General features: G+C 54.9%; 15 protein-coding genes and 2 tRNA genes. 10 read left to right on the top strand and 7 right to left on the bottom strand.

Features of this window, described 5'->3' with window-relative positions:
* Positions 1-72: 72 nt before the first annotated feature.
* From JMJ04_RS03945 to JMJ04_RS03935, 3 genes are all read right to left on the bottom strand, one after another.
* Entirely contained in the window at positions 73-1008 is a 936-nt protein-coding gene (locus tag JMJ04_RS03945; protein WP_201369250.1) for a DMT family transporter, read from the bottom strand.
* A 220-nt stretch (positions 1009-1228) separates the two neighbouring features.
* Positions 1229-1690: an HAD family hydrolase gene (locus tag JMJ04_RS03940; protein ID WP_201369249.1), complete on the bottom strand. Its 462-nt coding sequence runs from the start codon at positions 1688-1690 to the stop codon at positions 1229-1231.
* Positions 1691-1834: 144 nt separating this feature from the next.
* Entirely contained in the window at positions 1835-2350 is a 516-nt protein-coding gene (locus JMJ04_RS03935) for a ribonuclease FAU-1 family protein (protein ID WP_201369248.1), read from the bottom strand.
* 259 nt (positions 2351-2609) lie between these two features.
* Between JMJ04_RS03935 and serS the strand changes: the two genes are divergently transcribed.
* The 4 genes from serS (at position 2610) to JMJ04_RS03915 (ending at position 7000) form a co-directional block, all read left to right on the top strand.
* Positions 2610-3872, top strand: a complete 1263-nt coding sequence (serS, locus tag JMJ04_RS03930; protein ID WP_201369247.1) for a serine--tRNA ligase — start codon at positions 2610-2612, stop codon at positions 3870-3872.
* 117 nt (positions 3873-3989) lie between these two features.
* Positions 3990-4073, top strand: a tRNA-Ser gene (locus tag JMJ04_RS03925).
* Positions 4074-4341: 268 nt separating this feature from the next.
* The gene (locus JMJ04_RS03920; RefSeq protein ID WP_201369246.1) at positions 4342-5844 is read left to right on the top strand and encodes a DUF4388 domain-containing protein; all 1503 of its coding nucleotides are present in this window, start codon (positions 4342-4344) and stop codon (positions 5842-5844) included.
* Positions 5845-5971: 127 nt separating this feature from the next.
* Positions 5972-7000: a sigma-54 interaction domain-containing protein gene (locus JMJ04_RS03915; RefSeq protein WP_201369245.1), complete on the top strand. Its 1029-nt coding sequence runs from the start codon at positions 5972-5974 to the stop codon at positions 6998-7000.
* Between the two features lie 45 nt (positions 7001-7045).
* Here the strand turns inward: JMJ04_RS03915 and JMJ04_RS03910 are convergent, their stop codons facing one another.
* Positions 7046-8266, bottom strand: coding sequence for a molybdopterin molybdotransferase MoeA (locus JMJ04_RS03910; protein ID WP_201369244.1), 1221 nt, complete (start codon positions 8264-8266; stop codon positions 7046-7048).
* A gap of 84 nt (positions 8267-8350) precedes the next feature.
* A tRNA-Glu gene (locus tag JMJ04_RS03905) sits at positions 8351-8424 on the bottom strand.
* Positions 8425-8801: 377 nt separating this feature from the next.
* Here JMJ04_RS03905 and JMJ04_RS03900 point away from each other — a divergent pair.
* From JMJ04_RS03900 to JMJ04_RS03885, 4 genes are all read left to right on the top strand, one after another.
* Positions 8802-9794, top strand: coding sequence for a DUF929 family protein (locus JMJ04_RS03900; protein ID WP_201369243.1), 993 nt, complete (start codon positions 8802-8804; stop codon positions 9792-9794).
* Between the two features lie 194 nt (positions 9795-9988).
* A complete protein-coding gene (locus JMJ04_RS03895; RefSeq protein ID WP_201369242.1) occupies positions 9989-10798 on the top strand; it encodes a histidine phosphatase family protein in 810 nt (269 codons plus the stop codon).
* An 82-nt stretch (positions 10799-10880) separates the two neighbouring features.
* Positions 10881-11717 (top strand): hypothetical protein, encoded by an 837-nt coding sequence (locus JMJ04_RS03890; RefSeq protein ID WP_201369241.1) that lies wholly within the window; start codon positions 10881-10883, stop codon positions 11715-11717.
* A 287-nt stretch (positions 11718-12004) separates the two neighbouring features.
* Positions 12005-13228, top strand: a complete 1224-nt coding sequence (locus JMJ04_RS03885; RefSeq protein WP_201369240.1) for a glycosyltransferase — start codon at positions 12005-12007, stop codon at positions 13226-13228.
* A gap of 97 nt (positions 13229-13325) precedes the next feature.
* Here the strand turns inward: JMJ04_RS03885 and JMJ04_RS03880 are convergent, their stop codons facing one another.
* Positions 13326-15197 (bottom strand): S53 family peptidase, encoded by a 1872-nt coding sequence (locus JMJ04_RS03880; RefSeq protein WP_201369239.1) that lies wholly within the window; start codon positions 15195-15197, stop codon positions 13326-13328.
* A 957-nt stretch (positions 15198-16154) separates the two neighbouring features.
* Here JMJ04_RS03880 and JMJ04_RS03875 point away from each other — a divergent pair.
* Positions 16155-16436 (top strand): hypothetical protein, encoded by a 282-nt coding sequence (locus JMJ04_RS03875; protein WP_007910963.1) that lies wholly within the window; start codon positions 16155-16157, stop codon positions 16434-16436.
* Between the two features lie 116 nt (positions 16437-16552).
* On the opposite strand, the gene JMJ04_RS03870 is transcribed toward JMJ04_RS03875, so the two are convergent.
* On the bottom strand, positions 16553-16969 hold the full coding sequence (locus JMJ04_RS03870) for a hypothetical protein (protein WP_201369238.1): 417 nt from the start codon (positions 16967-16969) through the stop codon (positions 16553-16555).
* 330 nt (positions 16970-17299) lie between these two features.
* Between JMJ04_RS03870 and JMJ04_RS03865 the strand changes: the two genes are divergently transcribed.
* Positions 17300-18274 (top strand): PP2C family protein-serine/threonine phosphatase, encoded by a 975-nt coding sequence (locus tag JMJ04_RS03865; protein WP_201369237.1) that lies wholly within the window; start codon positions 17300-17302, stop codon positions 18272-18274.
* Positions 18275-18739 lie beyond the last annotated feature (465 nt).

Below are 18739 nucleotides of genomic sequence, written 5' to 3'. Positions count from 1 at the left end.
ACTTAAGAAAAGAGAAGCGTATGGCGAGTTGTGTGGGCGAACCCACACAACTCGCCATACGCTTCTCTTTTCTTAAAATATGACGCTGATGATGCCGAGGAGGGTGATGATGATGCCGATGACGGCGGACCAGGAGGGAATTTCGTGGAAGAAGATGATGCCGAGAATGATGCCGATAGTGACCTCCTGGGTGGCAATGAGATTGGCGTAGGTGGCGTGGACGTAGCGAATGGCGGCATTGTAGAGGGTATGGCCCAGACCCAGAGGGAAGACGCCTAGCGCAACGACTGAGGCGATGGCGAGCGTGCTGTAACTGTGCTGGAAGGCCAAGTAAGCCCCGATAGGTAGGAGCCAGAGGGCCGCGAAGCCGTACACGTTTGTCGTGTAGCGGAACAGGGGGTGCGCGTCACGAACGCTGCGCCCGGCGATGGAGTAGATGCCAAAGCAGAGCGCCGAGAGAATGGCGAGTCCATCCCCCAGGATCATGCACTTGCCTCCATTGAGGTTACACGTCGTATAGTTTGGCTCAAAGCCAGCCAGGATAGCTACGCCCAGAACGGCGACGCCAATGCCCACATATTTTCGCTTAGGTAGCGGCTCCTTTAAAAAGATGACTGAGAAGAGGGTCACAAAAATAGGCGAGGTATAGGTGAGGGCCAGGGAATGGGCGATAGTGGTGAAGCTGAGCGATGAAATATAGAAAACAAAGTGGAGCGCTGTCACCAGGCCGTAAAAGGCGAAGTTACGAATCTCGCCTCGAGCGATGCGTAGGGGCTGGTGCGTGATGAGGCCCATGAGCGCGACCAGCAGCGTCGCGATAGCCAGGCGCCAGAAGGCGATCTCAAGCGAGGAAAAGGGCGCGGCCCAGCGGACAAAGACCGGGTTGGAGCCAAAGAAGATGACTGCGATACAGACAAAGAGGAGACCACGCCGGGCTAGCTCTGGTGAGGTCCCTGGCGTTGTTGAAGTGCCGCTGGCTTCTGGTGAGGCGCTGAAGCGAGTTTTCATCGGTCATAGTATCCTGTCAAACTGAAAAAGCTGAATTAGTTAATATTATGTTAATGTTATGTGCACGTTTTTGGCTTGACCTCTCGCGCCTGCGGCGCTCGACTGGGTAAAATGGTGTAGTGGGTACGGGCGGCCTCAGGTCGCCCGTACCCACTACACCATTTTACCCGAAAGAACTTTGCACTTAAGGTTGGTTAAAGTAGGAAATAAGCTGTACGTTTTAGCCGCGTAGAGTTGCGATCAGGCGTTTAGGCTTGAGTAGGAGATCGATGGCGTCAAGGGGATTGCCCACCACAACGTCAGCGGCCTGCAGCGCGCGGATGGAAACGCCCTCGGTGGTCATGACCGCGATGCCGAGCCCGGCCAGGCGAAGCATAGTCGTGTCGTTGGCACCATTGCCGATGGCGATAACCTTGGAGGGGCCAAGATCGCGGACATAGCGTAGTTTCTCCTCGCTGCGATGCGTGACATGGATAGGAAAGCCCAGGTCGCGCTCCAGCTCTTGTAGGTGATCGTGGGTTCCCGCAGTAACAAGGTGGATGGTCAGATGCTCCGAAAGCTCTTCAAGGCGTTCCGCGACGCCTGCGATGGCAATGCCATCAACTGCCAGCGTTCCATTGATGTCAATGACGGCGTGCTGGAGTTCAATGGTCTCGCGCTCAGGAATGTCAAGTTTTAACATAATGATCCTATCATTTGTAAGAAAGGGGAGACTCAAGTAAGTTCCCTACAAACGAACAACCGTACAATTGACGTACTTCGCACTATAGCCGTGTGGCAGCCCCATTATCTGGATCATCAAAGATCGATATTGTTGCTGCGCTGGTTAGTCACCTGGGTTGCCCAGGATGGTAAAAGGCTCCTGGCGCGCGTGTAGTAGATGCAGCAACATTTTAAGACCTTCCCTGGCACCCTGGCGCTGGTCCTCGCTCAGGTCGCTAGCCTGGTTGAATTCATCTTCATCCAGAATGAGCGTTGCTCCTGTTGTGCTAACCCATACGTCTAAAAATAAATCGACTTGTTGGATAGAGGTGTTACTGATGATGGCCGGTTCGGCTATATTGCAGTACCAGCCTTTGGGTCTGCCGTCTGCGTGAAAGATGGCGAAGATGTTGAACCAGTGATCGGTGTAGTAGTACTCCAGAAAGCGATCACCTGGCTCGAAGTGTGCATAACCCAGGTCACGCGCTGGGAGCGTCCAGTATGCTTCAATTTTGGCTCCATTGGGGAAGTATGCTACGACCTCGCCTTCATAGCGAATAGCTACCTGTCCTTGAGGAGTTAGTTTCACGATAGTGATCATGTCGTTTTCTGCTTCCCTGGTTGCCTGGTCTGCTGACAAGATGTCCTCTCTCCACGTGCCGCCCTGGTCCCTGCTGTATAAACTCATCCACATGCATCTCAACATATCATGCGTTGTCTCTTTGCTTGACCTTTGTAAGTGTATCGCAAATTCCCTCTATTGTGCAATGGTTTCCTGACTGATGAGAGAAAAGTCTGCTTTGGGTGCGAAGGATAGAGGATGTGGTGACGAGAAGTCCTGAGACGATGCATTACGTTATGGCTCTTTGTGCCCCTTTTTATGCTATACTGTAGTTGTTATGATGAGTTTGGATTTTATTTGTCAACATCCACAGGTGGTTCGCGAGGCCTTGGAGAGGCGGCGCGAGTCCTACAATATTGATGAAATTCTACGTCTGGCTGAGCAGCGTCGGGGGCTGATCACGCGCACGGATGGTCTCTATGCGACCTTGAAGGGCGTGCGTGAGGAGGTGGGCAATACATCAGGAGAGAAGCGTGCTGGTCTCAATAAGCAGATCAAGGCGATTATGCAGGAGATACGGCAGCTTGAATTGCAGGTGAGCGACGCCGATACTCGGTTGCGCCTGCTGATACAGACTCTGCCTAACCTCCCTCAACGGGACGTGCGCGATGATACCGATGTCGAGCTGCGTCGCTGGGGGGAGAGCGCCGCTTTTCAATTTCAGCCGCTTGCGCATTGGGAACTGGGCGAGCGCCTGGGAATTCTTGATCCCATCAGTGCTGCGCAGGTGGCGGGCAGCCGTTTTATGACCTTGCGTGGCTATGGTGCGCGGTTGGAGCGTGCTCTGCTCTCATTTATGCTGGATCTACATACGCGCGAAGCTGAGTATACAGAGATTATTCCCCCCTTCCTCGCCAAACGTTCGGTGATGCTGGGCGCCGGTCAACTGCCTAAGTTTGAGGAGCAGGCGTATGCCTGTACGATGGATGAACTCTACCTCAATCCAACGGCTGAAGTGGCCCTGGTGGGGATGCATACCGATAGTATTCTGATGCGTGAGGAACTGCCTCTGCGCTACGCTGCCTGGACAACGGCTTTTCGCCGTGAGGCGGGCTCGGCCTCCCGTTACCAGCGGGGACTGTTGCGCCTGCATCAGTTTAACAAGGTCGAGTTATTTCAGTTCACTACGCCTGAGCAATCCTACAGCGCGCATGAGCAGATGTTGCTGCACGCGGAACAGGTGCTGCGTTTATTAGAGCTTCCATACCGCGTGGTCGAGCTTTGTGCTCCTAACCTGCCCTTCTCTGCGTCGCGTTCCTTTGACCTGGAGGTCTGGCTTCCCAGCCTGCAAGATTATATCGAGGTCTCTTCCATCAGCAATTGCGAAAGTTTTCAGGCGATACGCGCCAACATCAAGTATCGGCCCCAGAACGGCACGCGGGCCGAGTATGTGCATACGCTCAACGGCTCGGGACTGGCGGTGGGGCGCACCATGGCGGCGATCCTTGAGCTGAACCAGCAGGCCGATGGCTCCGTGGTTATCCCTAAAGTACTGCGTCCATATATGGGAACCGCCTTGATGGGGCCGGTGAAGCGCTAGATGAACCCGAGCGCGGGCGTAATTGGGTAATTGGGCGCCACCAGTAGGCCTCGTCCAATGGTACTACTTGGGCTTGCCCTCTTTTCATTTGGAGAATGTTGTGGTATAGTATGTCTCGGAAGGATGGCAGAGTGGTCTATTGCGGCTGTCTTGAAAACAGCTGGGTGATGAGCCCCGGGGGTTCGAATCCCTCTCCTTCCGCTTTTTCTTTTTAGGGACCTGCAATGCGATTTTCTTCTTTACTCTTGTACTATTTTGCGGAGGAAGAATGGCTGGAAGGTCTCTTTTTTTTATCCTGTTGCGTATTCTGTAGAGATGGGCAATTAGGTACTTAAAAAGGTGTAGTAGTCTCTGGCGCGACGCCGGTATGTGAAGCCAGGTAGGAAGATGTATACATTAGGGAGGATGGTCATAGAGACGGCTTGGCGCGGCGCTTGAGTAAATTTTCTGGACGGACGGTGAATTTACGGTGTCACTTATAGGTACGTTAAGTCAATTCAATCTGTCTAGTGTTCTCCAGCGCATAGAAGCGTATGCGAAAACTGGATTGCTTACAGTCAAACAAGGGCCACACCTGATTGAACTCTATTTTCGCGACGGACGATTGATGTGTATCGGTCCGGTTCGTACAAATGTGACCCTGGGCGAGCGTTTGCTGCAGGATGGTATCATTACATCCCAGATGCTGCGCGAGGCGCTGCAAGCCATTGGTTCGGCTGAGCCAAGTGAGACGCGCATAGCTCTGACACTGATGGACCGCCATGCCCTGGGCCAGGAGGCTCTGCGCTCCTGGGCGAATCGCAACGCACTGGATGTGCTTAATGTGCTGATGCTCTGGCCGGAGGGCGAGGTCCATTTTAATGAGGGTGTGCTGCCAGGGGCTGAGCGCTTGCTTATCGCTGTCTCCGTATCGCAACTCCTGGCCTCGATGCCGCCTGCGCCTGTTCCACCTACGCCTGTGCTGCCAGTGCAGCAGACGCCCGCGCCGCAGGCCACACCTCCCGGACTTCCACGGGTGCAGACGACTCCCGTGCTTTCAACGGAGGAGGCGGATAGAGCACAGTCCTGGAATACTGCGCTACCTCGTACGGCGACCCCTCCTGGCATTCCTACACCACAGCAGGCGACCCCTCCTCGGGTTCCCCCCGCTGCTCTACCTGTACAGCTTAGCCCGGCGCCTGTGAAGAAGCCGGCGGAAGTCAAAGAAGCCCCGGCCAAGATTAACGCGGCCTCTCTCTTTGATGTGAACGCGGTTCCCACATCGCTGCCTTCGACGGAGGCCCTTGCTCCGGTTGCTCAGAGCGTTGAGATGAACCCCATGGGTGGCGCATCGCTCAGTGGTATGTTGCAGAATAGCTTGGCTGTGGCTCCTCTGCGTCCGGAGCCAGTGATGAATCCTGTTCCTCCGCCACGCATGGATACCTCGTTTATGCGCCCGGATATGGTGCTCATTCCCGCCGATCTTTCATCGTTTCGCGCGCAGAATCCCCAGTTTCAAATGACGCCCGAGCAGTGGCGCTTGCTTACCCGCGTGGATGGGAAGACGGCCTTACAGACGGCATGCCAGGATCTAGCCATGACGCCCGACATGCTGTGTCAGGTGGCGGGGGAGTTGATGGCGATGGGACTGATTCACGTGGCTCCGATCTCGGTGCTTAATAACGCGGAAGAAATGTTTGCCCCCACACGCGAGGCGTCGCCCGCTCCGACTGACCCTATGCAGGGAGGCTATATGGCTCCAGGCTATGCCGCGACGACCGCCTCTCCCTGGTCGCCCGCAATGCCTTCGATGCCTGATCCCATGCAAGGAGGCTCACCATTCTCTTCGGGATTGCCTTTTGAGACTGAGTCGCAGTGGGGCAATGGTGGGAATGGCGCAACCTTTGTTCCAGGTCAGGGCTGGGTCGCCTCGAATGGACAGCCCTCGCAGCCATTGAATACAACTGGTACGCTGGCAAGCGGGATTTATTAGATAGGTAGTGCAGTAGCCGCGTAGGCCAGTAGCGGCGGCCCGCTACTGGCCTACGCGGCTACTGGTGGGTTTGAATATCGGTTTTGTGGATAGTGTGTTGTTTGTTGGGTTGAGAAGGGTATGTGTTGTGAAGGGACGTGTTATTTCGATGAACCGTAAGGCGTCTGAGTCTCCTGACGCCGAGGAACGCCTGTCGCGCTTGATGGTTGGGCAGAGCCCGGCCATGAGCGAGGTGATGACCATGATCCGGCAGGTGGCGCAATATCCAACCACGACTGTACTTTTGCAGGGCGAGAGCGGCACGGGTAAAGATGTCGTGGCGCATGCCATTCACGCCTTAAGCAGTCGTTCGACCTACCCCTTTGTCGATATTAACTGTGCCGCCATCCCCGAGACCCTGTTGGAGACGGAGCTTTTTGGCGTTGAGGCGGGCGCCTATACCGATGCTAAAGCCTCGCGCGAGGGCTACCTGCTTCGCGCGGATGGTGGCACGCTCTTCCTCGATGAAGTCGGGTCTATGCCCCTGGTGCTCCAGGCAAAACTACTGCGCTTTCTGGAGACGCGTAGCTTCAGGCGTGTGGGCAGTACCAAGGAGATGCATGTCGACCTGCGTGTAATCTCGGCCACCAATGTTGATTTGGAAGCCGCCGTTGCGAGCAGGGCGTTCCGCGATGATCTCTTCTATCGCTTGAAGGTGATTACAATTTATCTCCCCCCACTCCGCGAGCGCCTGGAGGATATCGAGCCACTGGTTGACTACTTTATACAGAGCTACAATAATGGCTCCGAAATCCCTTTACGCATCCATCCCGACGCCATGGCCCTCTTGATGCGCTATCACTGGCCGGGCAATGTCCGCGAACTGCGCAGCGTTATCCAGCGCGGGCAGATCCTCTGCGAGGATGGAGAGATTCGCCCCGAGGATTTACCCGAGAGTGTACGTTACGTGGAGAAGAGCGACCAGCAGCGCCTACGAGAACTCCAGGCCCAGATGCATCTCCCCATCGAAGGCCTCGATCTACGTGCTTACCTGGCGGGCATCGAGCAGATATTTGTGCGAGAGGCCCTGGAGCGCTACCAGGGCAACCAGGTGCGCGCGGCGGCCTTGTTGCGCCTCTCGCGCGACCAGTTGCGCTATCGCCTGCCCAAGGAGTAAGTGGCGGTCTGGGGAGCTATGTGGCGTGATTGTGTGCTTACCTCCCTAATCTTCGGGCCAGTTGAGCATAATGGCCTGGATATGCTCGCCTGCCTTGACCGTGGCTCCGCCCTCGGGAATGACCAGGAGGGCGTTGGCTTGCAGGAGCGAGGTCATGATGTTGGAGCCCTGGTTCCCCGTTGGGCGGGCGATAAACTTGCCCACGCGTTGTATGACGTGTGCGCGCACATAGTGACGGCGCATGGCACGTTCCTGGATATCCTGTTCGACGATGACCTCTATCTGCTGGCGCTGTAAACGCGTATGCCCCTGCAATTTACGTACGACCGGGCGCCCAAAGAGCTCAAAGGTGACGGCGCTGGAGACCGGATTGCCAGGCAGTCCCAGCAGGGGGACACCAGAAATTTTGCCAAAGGCAACGGGCTTGCCGGGCTTCATATTAATGCGCCAGAAGTTGATGGCTCCCTGCTCATGCATGATGTCTTTGACGAGGTCGAAATCGCCAACGGAGACGCCGCCAGAGGTGAGGATCAGGTCGGCATGAACGGCCTGGCTGAACTTCTCGCGCAGGCTCTCGGCAGTGTCGCGGGCCACGCCCAGACGCTGGGGAATACCACCCGCCTGGCGAACGGCGGCTTCCAGCAGGTAACTGTTGCTATTGCGGATCTGGCCCGGTTGCAGTTCGGCATCGATATCCACGACCTCGTCGCCCGTGCCCAGGATCGCCACACGTGGTCTACGCACCACCTGCACCTGAGCGTAGCCTAGCGTGGCCAGAATGCCAATCTCCCAGGCACCAATCTCCTGCCCACTTGTTAGAATCGTTTGCCCGCTGCGCATGTCCTCGCCCGCGGGACGAATATTATTGCCGGGTGGAACCTCTTGCAGAATCTCGACCCACTCGCTCTGGGGGGCATCGGAGTTAGTCAATTCTACCTGAATAACGGTGTCGGCACCAGCCGGGACGGGAGCGCCAGTCATGATGCGCATGGCCGTACCAGCCTCGACGCGTGTTTGCGCAACATAGCCAGCGGCCACACCACCGATGACGCGCAGGCGTGGTGCTTGCCCCGCTTGTGGCTTGCTATCCTGGCTGAGGAGGGCGAAGCCATCCATGGCGGAGTTATCAAAGGGAGGCATATCTTCGTGCGCGACGATATCTTGAGCCAGGACAGAACCGAGGGCCTGGTCAAGGGGAAGCGAGACGCTTTCGAGCGGGCGAATCTCCGCCAGGATGCGGGAAAGGGCTTCTTCAACGCTAAGCATGGCTTTTTTCTCCTGCCAAAACAAAAAAGGAGAAGCCTGACACGCCGAAATAAACAAGCGATGCCAGGCTTCTCTACAAAATAGTACCTCGTACGGGATTCGAACCCGTGATCTCCACCTTGAAAGGGTGGCATCCTAGGCCGCTAGACGAACGAGGCGGGCTTTGTGTCGCCGGTGATTTCTCATGCCGACGTCTAGGATTGTACCCTAGTACTCGTGATTTGTCAAGCGTTTCGCGGTGGTCATAGCTGATCTGGCTAAAAAGTAGTTTGGCTAGTATATCTTCTGTAGAGAAGTATACTAGTCTCGTGATATAAAGCATGGACCTTATGTATGTTAGCCTTTACAAACGCTTCTCGCGCCTGCGGCGCTCGCCTGATAAGTGGTGTGGTGCGTGCTGGCAGCCGCAGGCTGCCAGCACGCACCACACCACTTATCAGAAATAAGCAGGCAGCTATACGCAGGTCGGAGCAGGTGTGTTACAATACGACGCGAATTGATTTACGAATGTATTTAGAGGGGTCAGAGAAAACGCATGGCAAATCCGAAACAACGCGATTCGGCGGCTCAGCGTCGCGAGCAGGCACGTAGGCAGCGCGATCAGCGTCTCAATACAAATCAGAATACGCGTTACCGTGGGCGAGGCAGAGGGAAAAAACTCAGCGAAGCCTGGCTGCTGGTTGGCGGCATTGTTTTGATGGTCGCCATCGTCGTGGGTATTTTTGTCTGGGCTGCGAATCAACAGACCGGCAGCGCAACCAAGGGGAACGTGGATATTCAGAAGGCTCTCACCACTATCAGTCCCCAGACCTTTAAGACGGTGGGCGCGGGAAGCGCAAAGACCCTCTTCAAGCCTCTTCCTTCCAATGCTGATATCCCTAAGGGGCCAAATGGTAGGCCGCAGGTGCTCTATATCGGTGCCGACTGGTGTCCCTACTGCGCGGCGCAACGCTGGGCTATCATTGCCTCGCTGAGCCGCTTTGGTACTTTTGGCAAGCTGGATACGATAGCCTCTGCCGAGCAGAACATCGTCACATTCTCATTCCACGGTGCGAAGTATACCAGCCAGTATATTGATTTTGTCCCGGTCGAGACCGAGGATAACACTGGCAAGGCGCTCGATACGCCAACAACGGAGCAGCGCAAACTGGTGGATACCTACGATGCCCCGCCCTATGTGGGGGCTAACGAGAAGGGCTCGATTCCCTTCCTGCTTGTCGACAAGGTCGCGATCTCTTCGGGATCATTTTATCCTCCACAGCAGTTGTTGAACCTCTCCTACCAGGATGTCGCTAATGACCTGAAGGATCCCAATTCGGATGTCAGCAAGGGCATAATTGGGGCCGCGAACTACCTCACGACCGCCATTTGTCGCGCCACCAATAATCAACCTGCCAATGTGTGTACGCAGGAGCCGATTCCTACGTTGGACAAATCCCTCTTCACTAAGGCATCCAACGGTTCAGGCCCTGCGCTGGCGTTGAATGGTGTGCAACTGGCCCTGCCGGAGCGCCGCCGCTACGCATAGAGTATATAATTATATGGGTAAAGGGCCTGGTGGCAGGCTGGCTTCGCCAGCCTGCCACCAGGCCCTTTACCCATATAATTTGCGTCGTTTCTCTTTGTACTGATACAATACAGTACAAATATGTGCTCTTGAGTGGTAGGTGCGTCGTTATGGCGACAGACAAGTTTGTATTGATAGGCAGGGGAGATTGTGCTGTGCTTCAGGTATTGTGGCTTATGCTCAAGGTGCAGATCCGCTTTCTCTGCTGGCGCTGGCGACTGTGGCGACGTATGCATGGTATGAAGGAAGAAAGTACACAGGATTCTATGAAACGAACACTGCTCATAGTTCGTCATGGGCAAACGACCTGGAATACGGAGCACCGCCTGCCGGGCCTGTTGCCAGGTGTGGCGCTCAATGAAACTGGTCGTAAGCAGGCGGCCCGCCTGGCGGAGGCGCTCTCCGTGATGCCCATTAGTGCGATTATTAGTAGCCCCCTGGAGAGGGCTAGAGATACAGCGGCCTATCTTGCCCAGGGACGTGATATTCCCGTTCAGATTGAGTCGGACCTGGTAGATACTGATGTGGGTCCCTGGGCGGGACGCGTCATTAGCGAGCTTTCAAAAGAGGACTCGGCCTGGCAGGCGTATGTAAAGGATCCCACCACCGCGCCCGAGGGCGTCGAAACCTTTCCCCATGTGCAGCAACGCGTGGTGGCTGCCATCGAGCGCTGGCTGGCCCAGGACAATCTTGGCACTCATCCCGTTTTTGTGGCCCATGCCGATGTGATCAAGCTCTTACTTGCTTATTATATGGGACTGGAGACACGGCGCGCTGGCTCACTGCATATTGATAATGCCTCTGTCAGCTTAATTGAGCTTGATAAAGATCAACCTCCTCATGTTGTGGCGATGGGGTGGAACCCTCAGCCAGGCTGGTTGAAGCCCCCCGCTCCGCCTGCGCCAGCTCCGCAGGAGTCTACGCCGTCTAATCATGCGCAAGAGATTGGCGAACAAAAGACCTGATCGCTTGTGAAGAGAACGTAATATTGTGTGTCGTTTGTCGCCTGGTGCTATTGAAAACGTACACCTGGAAGGGAAGCATAGCATGTTTGATCCGCGTGATCCCTATGAACGCTATTACTGGCATTATGAGTCTCGTCGCCCGCTTTCGATGGCGCAGATTATCGCGCTGGGGAGCGTTGACGCGAAGACCGCCGCCTTGATCTGGCTTTTGCTTGAAAATGGTTCTTCCTTGACGGTTGCAGGCCCGACCGATCCCCAGCCAGGTGTTGGGAAGACAACGACGCTTAATGCCCTGCTCCAGTTCTTGCCCGAGGGGACCTCCCTGGCGTATATGGCGGGCATGTATGAGAATTTTGCCTTTACTAATATTCCAGATATTGCTCCTAAGACCACATATGCGCTTTGCAACGAGGTGAGCGATCACCTGCCTATTTATATGTGGGGGCGCGTGGCGCGTCGCTATCTGACCCTGCCTGCAAAGGGGTATCATATCGCGACCAGCGTGCATGCCGATACTATTGATGATGTTATGCGTATGTATCAGCGTACCTTGCGGGTTGGCCCAGAGGATACGCGTCGCCTGGGCCTGGTGGTGAATATTGGCCTGGTGGGGCGGCTCTATCCCCCGCGTCGCCGCTGGTTTAGCACGCATTTTATTCAGCCGAATGTCAATCCTGATAAGCCGGAGGCGGTTGAGCCACTGCCGCTCTCCCTCTGGAATCAGGTGGATGATACATTCCTGTATGCAGACCAGGCGATCCTGGATGACCTGGCGAACTGGATAGGAATTTCGAGCCAGCAGTTTGCTACTGAAGTGACGCGACGGACCGAGTTCCTCGAAGAGATCTCTCAGGGGTCGGGCCTCGACCAGGAGGAGATGTTTGAGGCTGTCGCCCAGTTTCGCGAGCAGCAGCCCTAGGGAGGGTGTGACGCGACACAAGTACGTGTCTACATATGGTCACGATATGTAGATACGTACTTGTGTCGCGTCTACATAAGCTCAACGGTGAGCGGTTACCTCTGAATGTACAGAGACTTGAAATAGAAGCAGCCCTGCAATTGTTCTTGTTTAATAGGTCATGAAAGATCAAGAAAGGAAGGTGTGTCAGATGTCGCACTCCTATGTGGCCCTGGCTGGTGAAGGACGCTGGCCACGCATCTGCAATCAACACTAGCACCAATTGAAGAAAGAGGAGCCTCTCTAACATGTCATATTCTGTTGCCATGCTCAGCGTCCACACGTCTCCGCTCGATGCTCCAGGACGTACCAAGGATGCTGGTGGTATGAATGTTTATATTCGTGCTCTCGCCCATGCGCTCTCGCAGCGCGATATCCAGGTTGACATCTTTACCCGTAAAACTGATCCATCTACCCCCCAGGTTGTGCATCTTGATAGCCAGGTGCGTGTAATTCATATTCCTGCAGGTCCTCAAGCTCCCACACATAAGAATGAGCTATACCAGTACCTCCCCACCTTTGCGCGCAACATAGATGAGTTTCGAGCTGAAGAGCAGAGTGAGTACGACCTAGTGCATAGCCACTACTGGCTCTCTGGCGTTGCCGGACTCGCGCTGTCTGAACTCTGGCAGGTCCCCCATGTGACCATGTTCCATACGTTGGCGCGTCTCAAACAGATGGCGCATCCTGATGAGCCAGAACCTCCTCTACGCCTGGAGATGGAGCAGCAATTAATCCAGCAGGTGGATCGAATTATCGCCGCGACTGGTGACGAACGCTCCCAGATTCTGCGCTTCTGCGGCGCGGCCTCGCGCAGTGTGCGTGTGATTCCCTGTGGCGTAGATATCGAGCTCTTTCAGCCATATGATCAGCGCCAGACACGCGCTCAACTGGGCTTTTCAAATCAGCAGCCACTGCTGCTCTTCGCCGGGCGGCTGGACCCGTTTAAGGGACCCGATGTGCTGTTACGCGCCGCCACCATGATGCAGGAAGAGGCGCAGATCGTGATTGTGGGTGGTCGTTTAGAGCAGGATGAGGATGTGCGTAAGCTACGCGAACTGGCGACCCAACTGGGGATTGCCGAGCGCACCCACTTCCTGGAGGCGCAACCCCAGGGGCGGATGCCCTTGTTCTATAGCGCCGCCGATGTCACCGTTGTTCCCTCCTATCACGAAAGTTTTGGCTTTGCCGCCGTGGAGTCGCTGGCCTGTGGTACGCCTGTGGTCGCGACGCGTGCGGGCGGATTGATGACCGTGGTGCGCCATGATGAGACCGGTTTTCTGGTGCCGCGCGCCCCTGGTTTCTTCGCCGCGCGCCTGGATGCGTTACTGCGTGAACCTGCGTTGCGTGAGCGTATGGCGCAGGCCACGCGCAACTCTGTGTTACGCTTTAGCTGGGACAGCGTGGCGGAACAGGTGCAGCATCTCTACGAGGCCCTCCTGGATGAGGCTAGTTGCTTGATCGCGCAATAAATTGTGTGAGAGGCAGGTAGGTGAAGATGGGTATGGGATGACGCTACTTGCGTACGCGTCTACTTCCGGAAGTAGACGCGTACGCAAGTAGCGTTGATTAGCTCTCCATGCTCAGGATGGCCGCGAAATTGGGGGAACCCCAGCCGGTGGTGTAGTCCCAGCCTTTGGTGGCGGGATAGAACAGGTTATCTCCCTGGATGATGTCGGTATAGGGTTGGTTCCCGCCCGCCTGGTTGGCCAGGCGATAGAACTCGGGGACGCCACCAAGCGGGCGCTTTCCGCTCTGGCGGAGCCCTTGATCGACCAGGGCTGTGCCAGCGGCGGCGATGGGAGCAGCCGCGCTGGTGCCACCGCTGCGCACCCAGATGCTATCATAATAGATGCAGATATTGGGATATGCCGCCGCGGCGATATCGGGAACCTGGCGTAAGCCGTTGGGGGCCTGAAGCGTCTGAGGTGGCAGAGTGCGTACAAAGACACCCTGAGTTGCGCCATCATAGGACGTGGTCACGCCATCCCCGGCCTGCCAGCCTGGGCGCATAAACGCGGAGTTCTGACTCACGCCGCCGCCTGATCCCCAGGAGTTCTGGCAGACGGACGTGCCATCATCGCCACCCCAGACGGTTTCGCTGGAGCGCTGGAGATCATCACCGACCTGTAAGTAGGTGCCGCCAACAGATATGGCGTAGGGAGCGCTGCCGGGAAAAGAGACCTCCGCGATCTGGGGAAAGCGCGCACGCAGGCTGTACGCGCCACAATCGCCGCTACTGATAAAGACCGAGATGCCCTCGGCGGCGAGATTGCGTAGACTGTTATTGATCGCGATCTGATCACTGGTGCTAAACATCTCCTCGCCCAGCCCATAGCTGACGCTCAGCACCTGGACTTTATGATCACTGGCCACGCGATTAAAGACATCGAGCATGCCTTGTGCAAATGAGGTGACCTGCGAGATAGGGTTATTGGCGTCCTGTAACTGCGTCTGATAGACCAGAATACTGGCTTTGGGTGCTAGCCCGGCGATCAGCTCGACATCCATTGTGGCTTCGCCCTCGCCCGTGCCGGGAGGAAGAGGTGTGCCCACATTGATATTCTGGATTGAAGGCATGCTCTGCCCTGTGCAGGCGATATAATTCCGCACATCATTGATGTCATATGGATCGCCAAACTCGGCGATGCCAATCGTGGCCCCCTGGCCTTGCAGACCTTTCTTGTATAGTTGATCAACCTGGTAGGCTGACGCGAGTTTTTGCTGGGTGAGAGTTTGCTTCGCGCCATATTTGGTGCAATTGCTCTCCTGGCCCAGTTGTTGTATATGTGTGTTCTGACGTGGCGGTTTGATGTCGGGAAGCGCGAGATTATTCAAGCCTGCAATGGTCTGGATATAGGGTTCAATGGAACTGGGAAGGTGTGGATCTTTGTTCTGCATGTAGAATTGTTGATCCAGAAGAGAGAAGGCGTAGAGCTGGGTTCCCAGAGAGGCCTGAATGGTCTGGACCGTGGCCTGAGCCTTGATCGAGCTATGCAAGGGATCGGTGCTAATCTGGGTGTAGCCTTGTTGCGTTAGCCAGGCCTGGATCTGTTTGGTCTGGGCATCCGGCATCGCGAAGCGCTGGACTAACTGCTCGGGCGTCAGAAACTGATGGAAGCTTGCCGAACCAGGTGTATAGAGTTGAGTGACGAAGGCATTCAGCGCATCATCGTCAAAGGCCAGGTTAAAGGTCAGCGTCAGCTGGTTCCCTGGCGACAAGGGCGAACCAAGAAGCGCGGCTTGCGCCTCTAGCGGTTGATTGGCTAGAGGACCGGGTTTGCGCGTGGGAGCCTTGCGTGGCGCTCCACCCGGACTGGCATTGGTAGCGCTGGTGTTGCCTCCACTATTATCAGCAGTACAGGCGCTCAATAAGGCGCTTAGTAAGACAGTTATCAGGAGTAGGAGCGCGGAAAGGGACGCTCGGTTACGTGTGGTCACATCTACCTCCAAGTAGTAGTGATAAAGGCAAGTTGTACTAGCAAGAAGTGTACGCAACCTTGATGAGAGGCGCTATGAGAGGAGCCATACATTGAATGTGAAGTAGCTAACTTTATGTGCACCTAATTTTGAGTAAGCTAGCGTCATGTACACTGATCCTGGGTAAACTAATGTCACACACATTGATCCTGGATAAGCTAGCGCCATATACACTTATTCCGGGTAAGGGGTGGTAGTGCAGGCTGCCAGCACGCACCACCACCCCTTACTTAGGTGAGCGCCGCAGGCGCGAGGAGCTACGACCGAAAGTTGCGCATCGGATTCGCTAACAGTGATCTTACTGATAGGTAAACGCTATGGATGCGGTTATTTTCGGTGTGAGGATATGCGAGGTCGGGGAAGATGTATGAGTGCATGGGAAAATGTAGAAGGGTAGACTTTCAACTTTCTCTATGGTATAATCATTTCATCACGAGACACTATTGATCAGGCATCCATGCCGAGAAGCAATGTTCTGCTTCTCAGGCGTTTACACTCGAGAGTACGAGTGGGAGGCTACATGCTTATGGGTTCAGTCTCAACAACTTCGCCACACTATCAGCTGAAATATACGCTGCTGGCGTCTGACGAGACGAACACCGATGCATAGCAACACGCACTAGGGACATTTCGCCCTGGTGTTTTTTTTATACCTTGAAAACTGGATAGTTGCTCTTACGTGGACGGGTACATATCCCTACATTGCTCCTTTGGCATTTTGAGCCCTGGCTCGGAGGACCGCTTCTGCTTCGATCCTGAGCGGTATTTGTCCTGCAAAGAAAGGAGGCCGCATCTCTTTTTTGAGCGTTCGGCACTGTACTTCGTTGAATACAAGGGTGTAGGAGACGTAAGCAGGCCTAAGTGATAAACGGTATGTGGTACGGTAGTGGTTTTTAGAATTCAAGGAGAGTGCAGACCATGAACTCGAGCATGATCAATAAAATCGCCAAAGCCAAACGTTACGCAGAGGAGCCGGAGCGCATTCAGTTTACCCGTTTTGAAGCCAATTTCCACGGCGAAAATGACGTTCATACCACCACTTTTGATAATGGGACGTGGGATTGCACGTGTCGCTTCTTCCATGATTGGGGTGATTGCTGTCACACTATGGCGATGCAGCGCGTGCTGGGCGTGACTATTCCCGCCGCCTATCGTCACGGTGTCCCCTCAGGCCTGGGCACAAGCCCGCTGGTGCACTAGCAGCCCTTTCATAACCTTTTTCTCTATGGCGAAAGACACTGACCGTATTTCATGTCTCTAAGGATAGGACGGTCAGTGTCTTTTTTTATTGCCTGGTTGGTTATTTTTAGAGCAGACTAGAGCACACTGCCATAGGCAAAGTAAAGCACAATAATTACCACGAAGAGCAGGGTGGCAAGGATGCCAATGGTAATCAGGTCGCGTTTCACATACGCAAAATGCTCAACCGTAATCAACTGGGGGGCCGCGCGCTGGCTTCTATTTTTGGCCTGGCGACGTGCTGCCAGCCGTGCGCGTGCACTTCCCTGCTCGGGAGCGACCGCTACCGGGGTGCTTGCCTTTTCCTCGACAACGCTGGAAGCGACGTTCTCGATTTCAGGTTCGGAAGTGACGATCTCTTCTTCTTCTACCTCGAGGAGAGGGTTCTCCTCTTCGCGCTCCTCAATGGCGGGTTGGACCAGTTCAAAGCCTTTGGCGCGGGTCGCTTTGGAGCGCTGAGCACTTCTGCGCGCTGTTGCTGACTTCTTAGCCATGATTGTACTCTGCCTTTCATTCGGTCAAAATGGTGTAAAGATGCTCTTCTGCTCACCAGCGTTGTGTAGAAGATCTGATAGAAGAATAGCAATGATAATGGCGTTCTTCGATGCACGTTGCTGGCATTGGTGCCATTATACACGAATCCAGGATATCAGTCGAGTAGGTATGTAGGGTAAGGTGTATCAGGTGGCTCCGCTAGTTTGCCACCTGATACACCTTACCACCTTACCCTTCCCTTCTTGCTCTTTGCTGGTCGCTCTGGTTATAATTGCTAGTAAATGTTTATTTGTGGCCTGGTCTATTACTCTATAAGGAATCTAAAAGCTATGTTAAAAAACGCGCAAAAACCTGCATCCCTTTCTCGTCGAGTTCATTCTCCTGTCACTGTGACTCCAACTCTCGTGCCGCGTTCGCGCAAGACTCCCCCACCCCTGACCTTTGCCCGGTATTCGCTCGCGAAGGCGACTCGCCCAGATCAAAATGAGGACCGTATCCTGTCCCTGCCCCGGACGAGCTTAGGTGCCGTCTTTGATGGGGTGGGTGGCGAAGATGGGTATATTGGTTCACTTGTGGCCTCACAAACAGTTCGCTCTCACTGGAAAAAAGTACTGTCAGCACGCCAGGTCTCGACCAACGATGAAGAGAGCGACGCTTCAAACATCGATCTGCTGTTGCTTTTAGAGTATGTTATCTTGCAAGCCCATCATCGGCTCTGCGCGGAGAGCACGCGCCGCACAAAAGAAGATGGTACGCCCCTGCGTCCCTGCACCACTATTGCCCTGGCCGCCCTTGACTATCAACCCAGTAGCTCCGAGTGTCGTTTGCTCTGCGCGCACGTTGGCGATAGTCGCATCTACCTGCTCAAGGCCAACGGCGATTTTCATCGGTTGACCGATGATGATGGCTTCTTCTCGCTGTTAGTAGCACGTGAGATGCTGACGCTTGAAGATGCCTGGCGTATTGACCAGGCGAGTGACGCCTCGCAACTGAGCCAGTTAGAGCGCGCTTACTTTGAGCGCCGTAACGGTATCACGCAAGCGCTGGGCGACCAGGTTGAACCTGTCGTCCACCTGGCTGAACTGGCGTTTGAGCCAGGTGATCGCGCCTTGCTCTGTACCGATGGCGTTCATGATAACCTGACCGATATCGAGATCGCTGCTATCATGCGCTCGTCTGCGCGTACAACTGCCGCGAAGAAACTGGTGCAGCGCGCGCTTGAGTTCTCCCTCCAGGAGCATCAGGGTGTGCTTCGCGCCAAACAAGACGACATTAGCGCCCTGGTTATCAGCCGAAATTATTAGAAGGTCTGACGCTGCTAAAGCACGCGTCTACATATGATACTACGAGAATGTCGTACTATTATATGTAGGCGCGTGCTTTAGCAGCGCCGTCAGCAATCTTCTCTATGTATCATCGACAGGCAAAGGGAATTCATCCAGTCTATGTGTCTCTCCTTCCTCGCGCCGTGAGCCGAGGCAAGGTTTGAAAGAGAATTGGATGGCCTTGCGCTGGCCTTGCGCTGTTTGACAACTTGTCTCTACTATGCTACCCTAGATGTTGGCAGTAAAGGTCTGAAGAGGCGTATACTCGTCTGAGGGACTGGAACTGAGGGATTGAAAGCAAGAACAGGCAATGCCTGCTCAGAATCATAGGCTAGCCCCCCATCTGGCTAGTCTTTTTGCTATTATCGGTCGTATCTCGTTCCACTCTCTACGCTTGCTGCGACCGCGGTCGTCATGTTAGTCAACTACAACTACAACTAGGCA

The sequence above is a fragment of the Ktedonobacter robiniae genome (genome assembly GCF_016587375.1).
Classification (GTDB): Bacteria; Chloroflexota; Ktedonobacteria; order Ktedonobacterales; family Ktedonobacteraceae; genus Ktedonobacter; species Ktedonobacter robiniae.
Note: the sequence above shows the minus strand (reverse complement) of the source record. Positions and strands in the feature narration are given on the sequence as shown.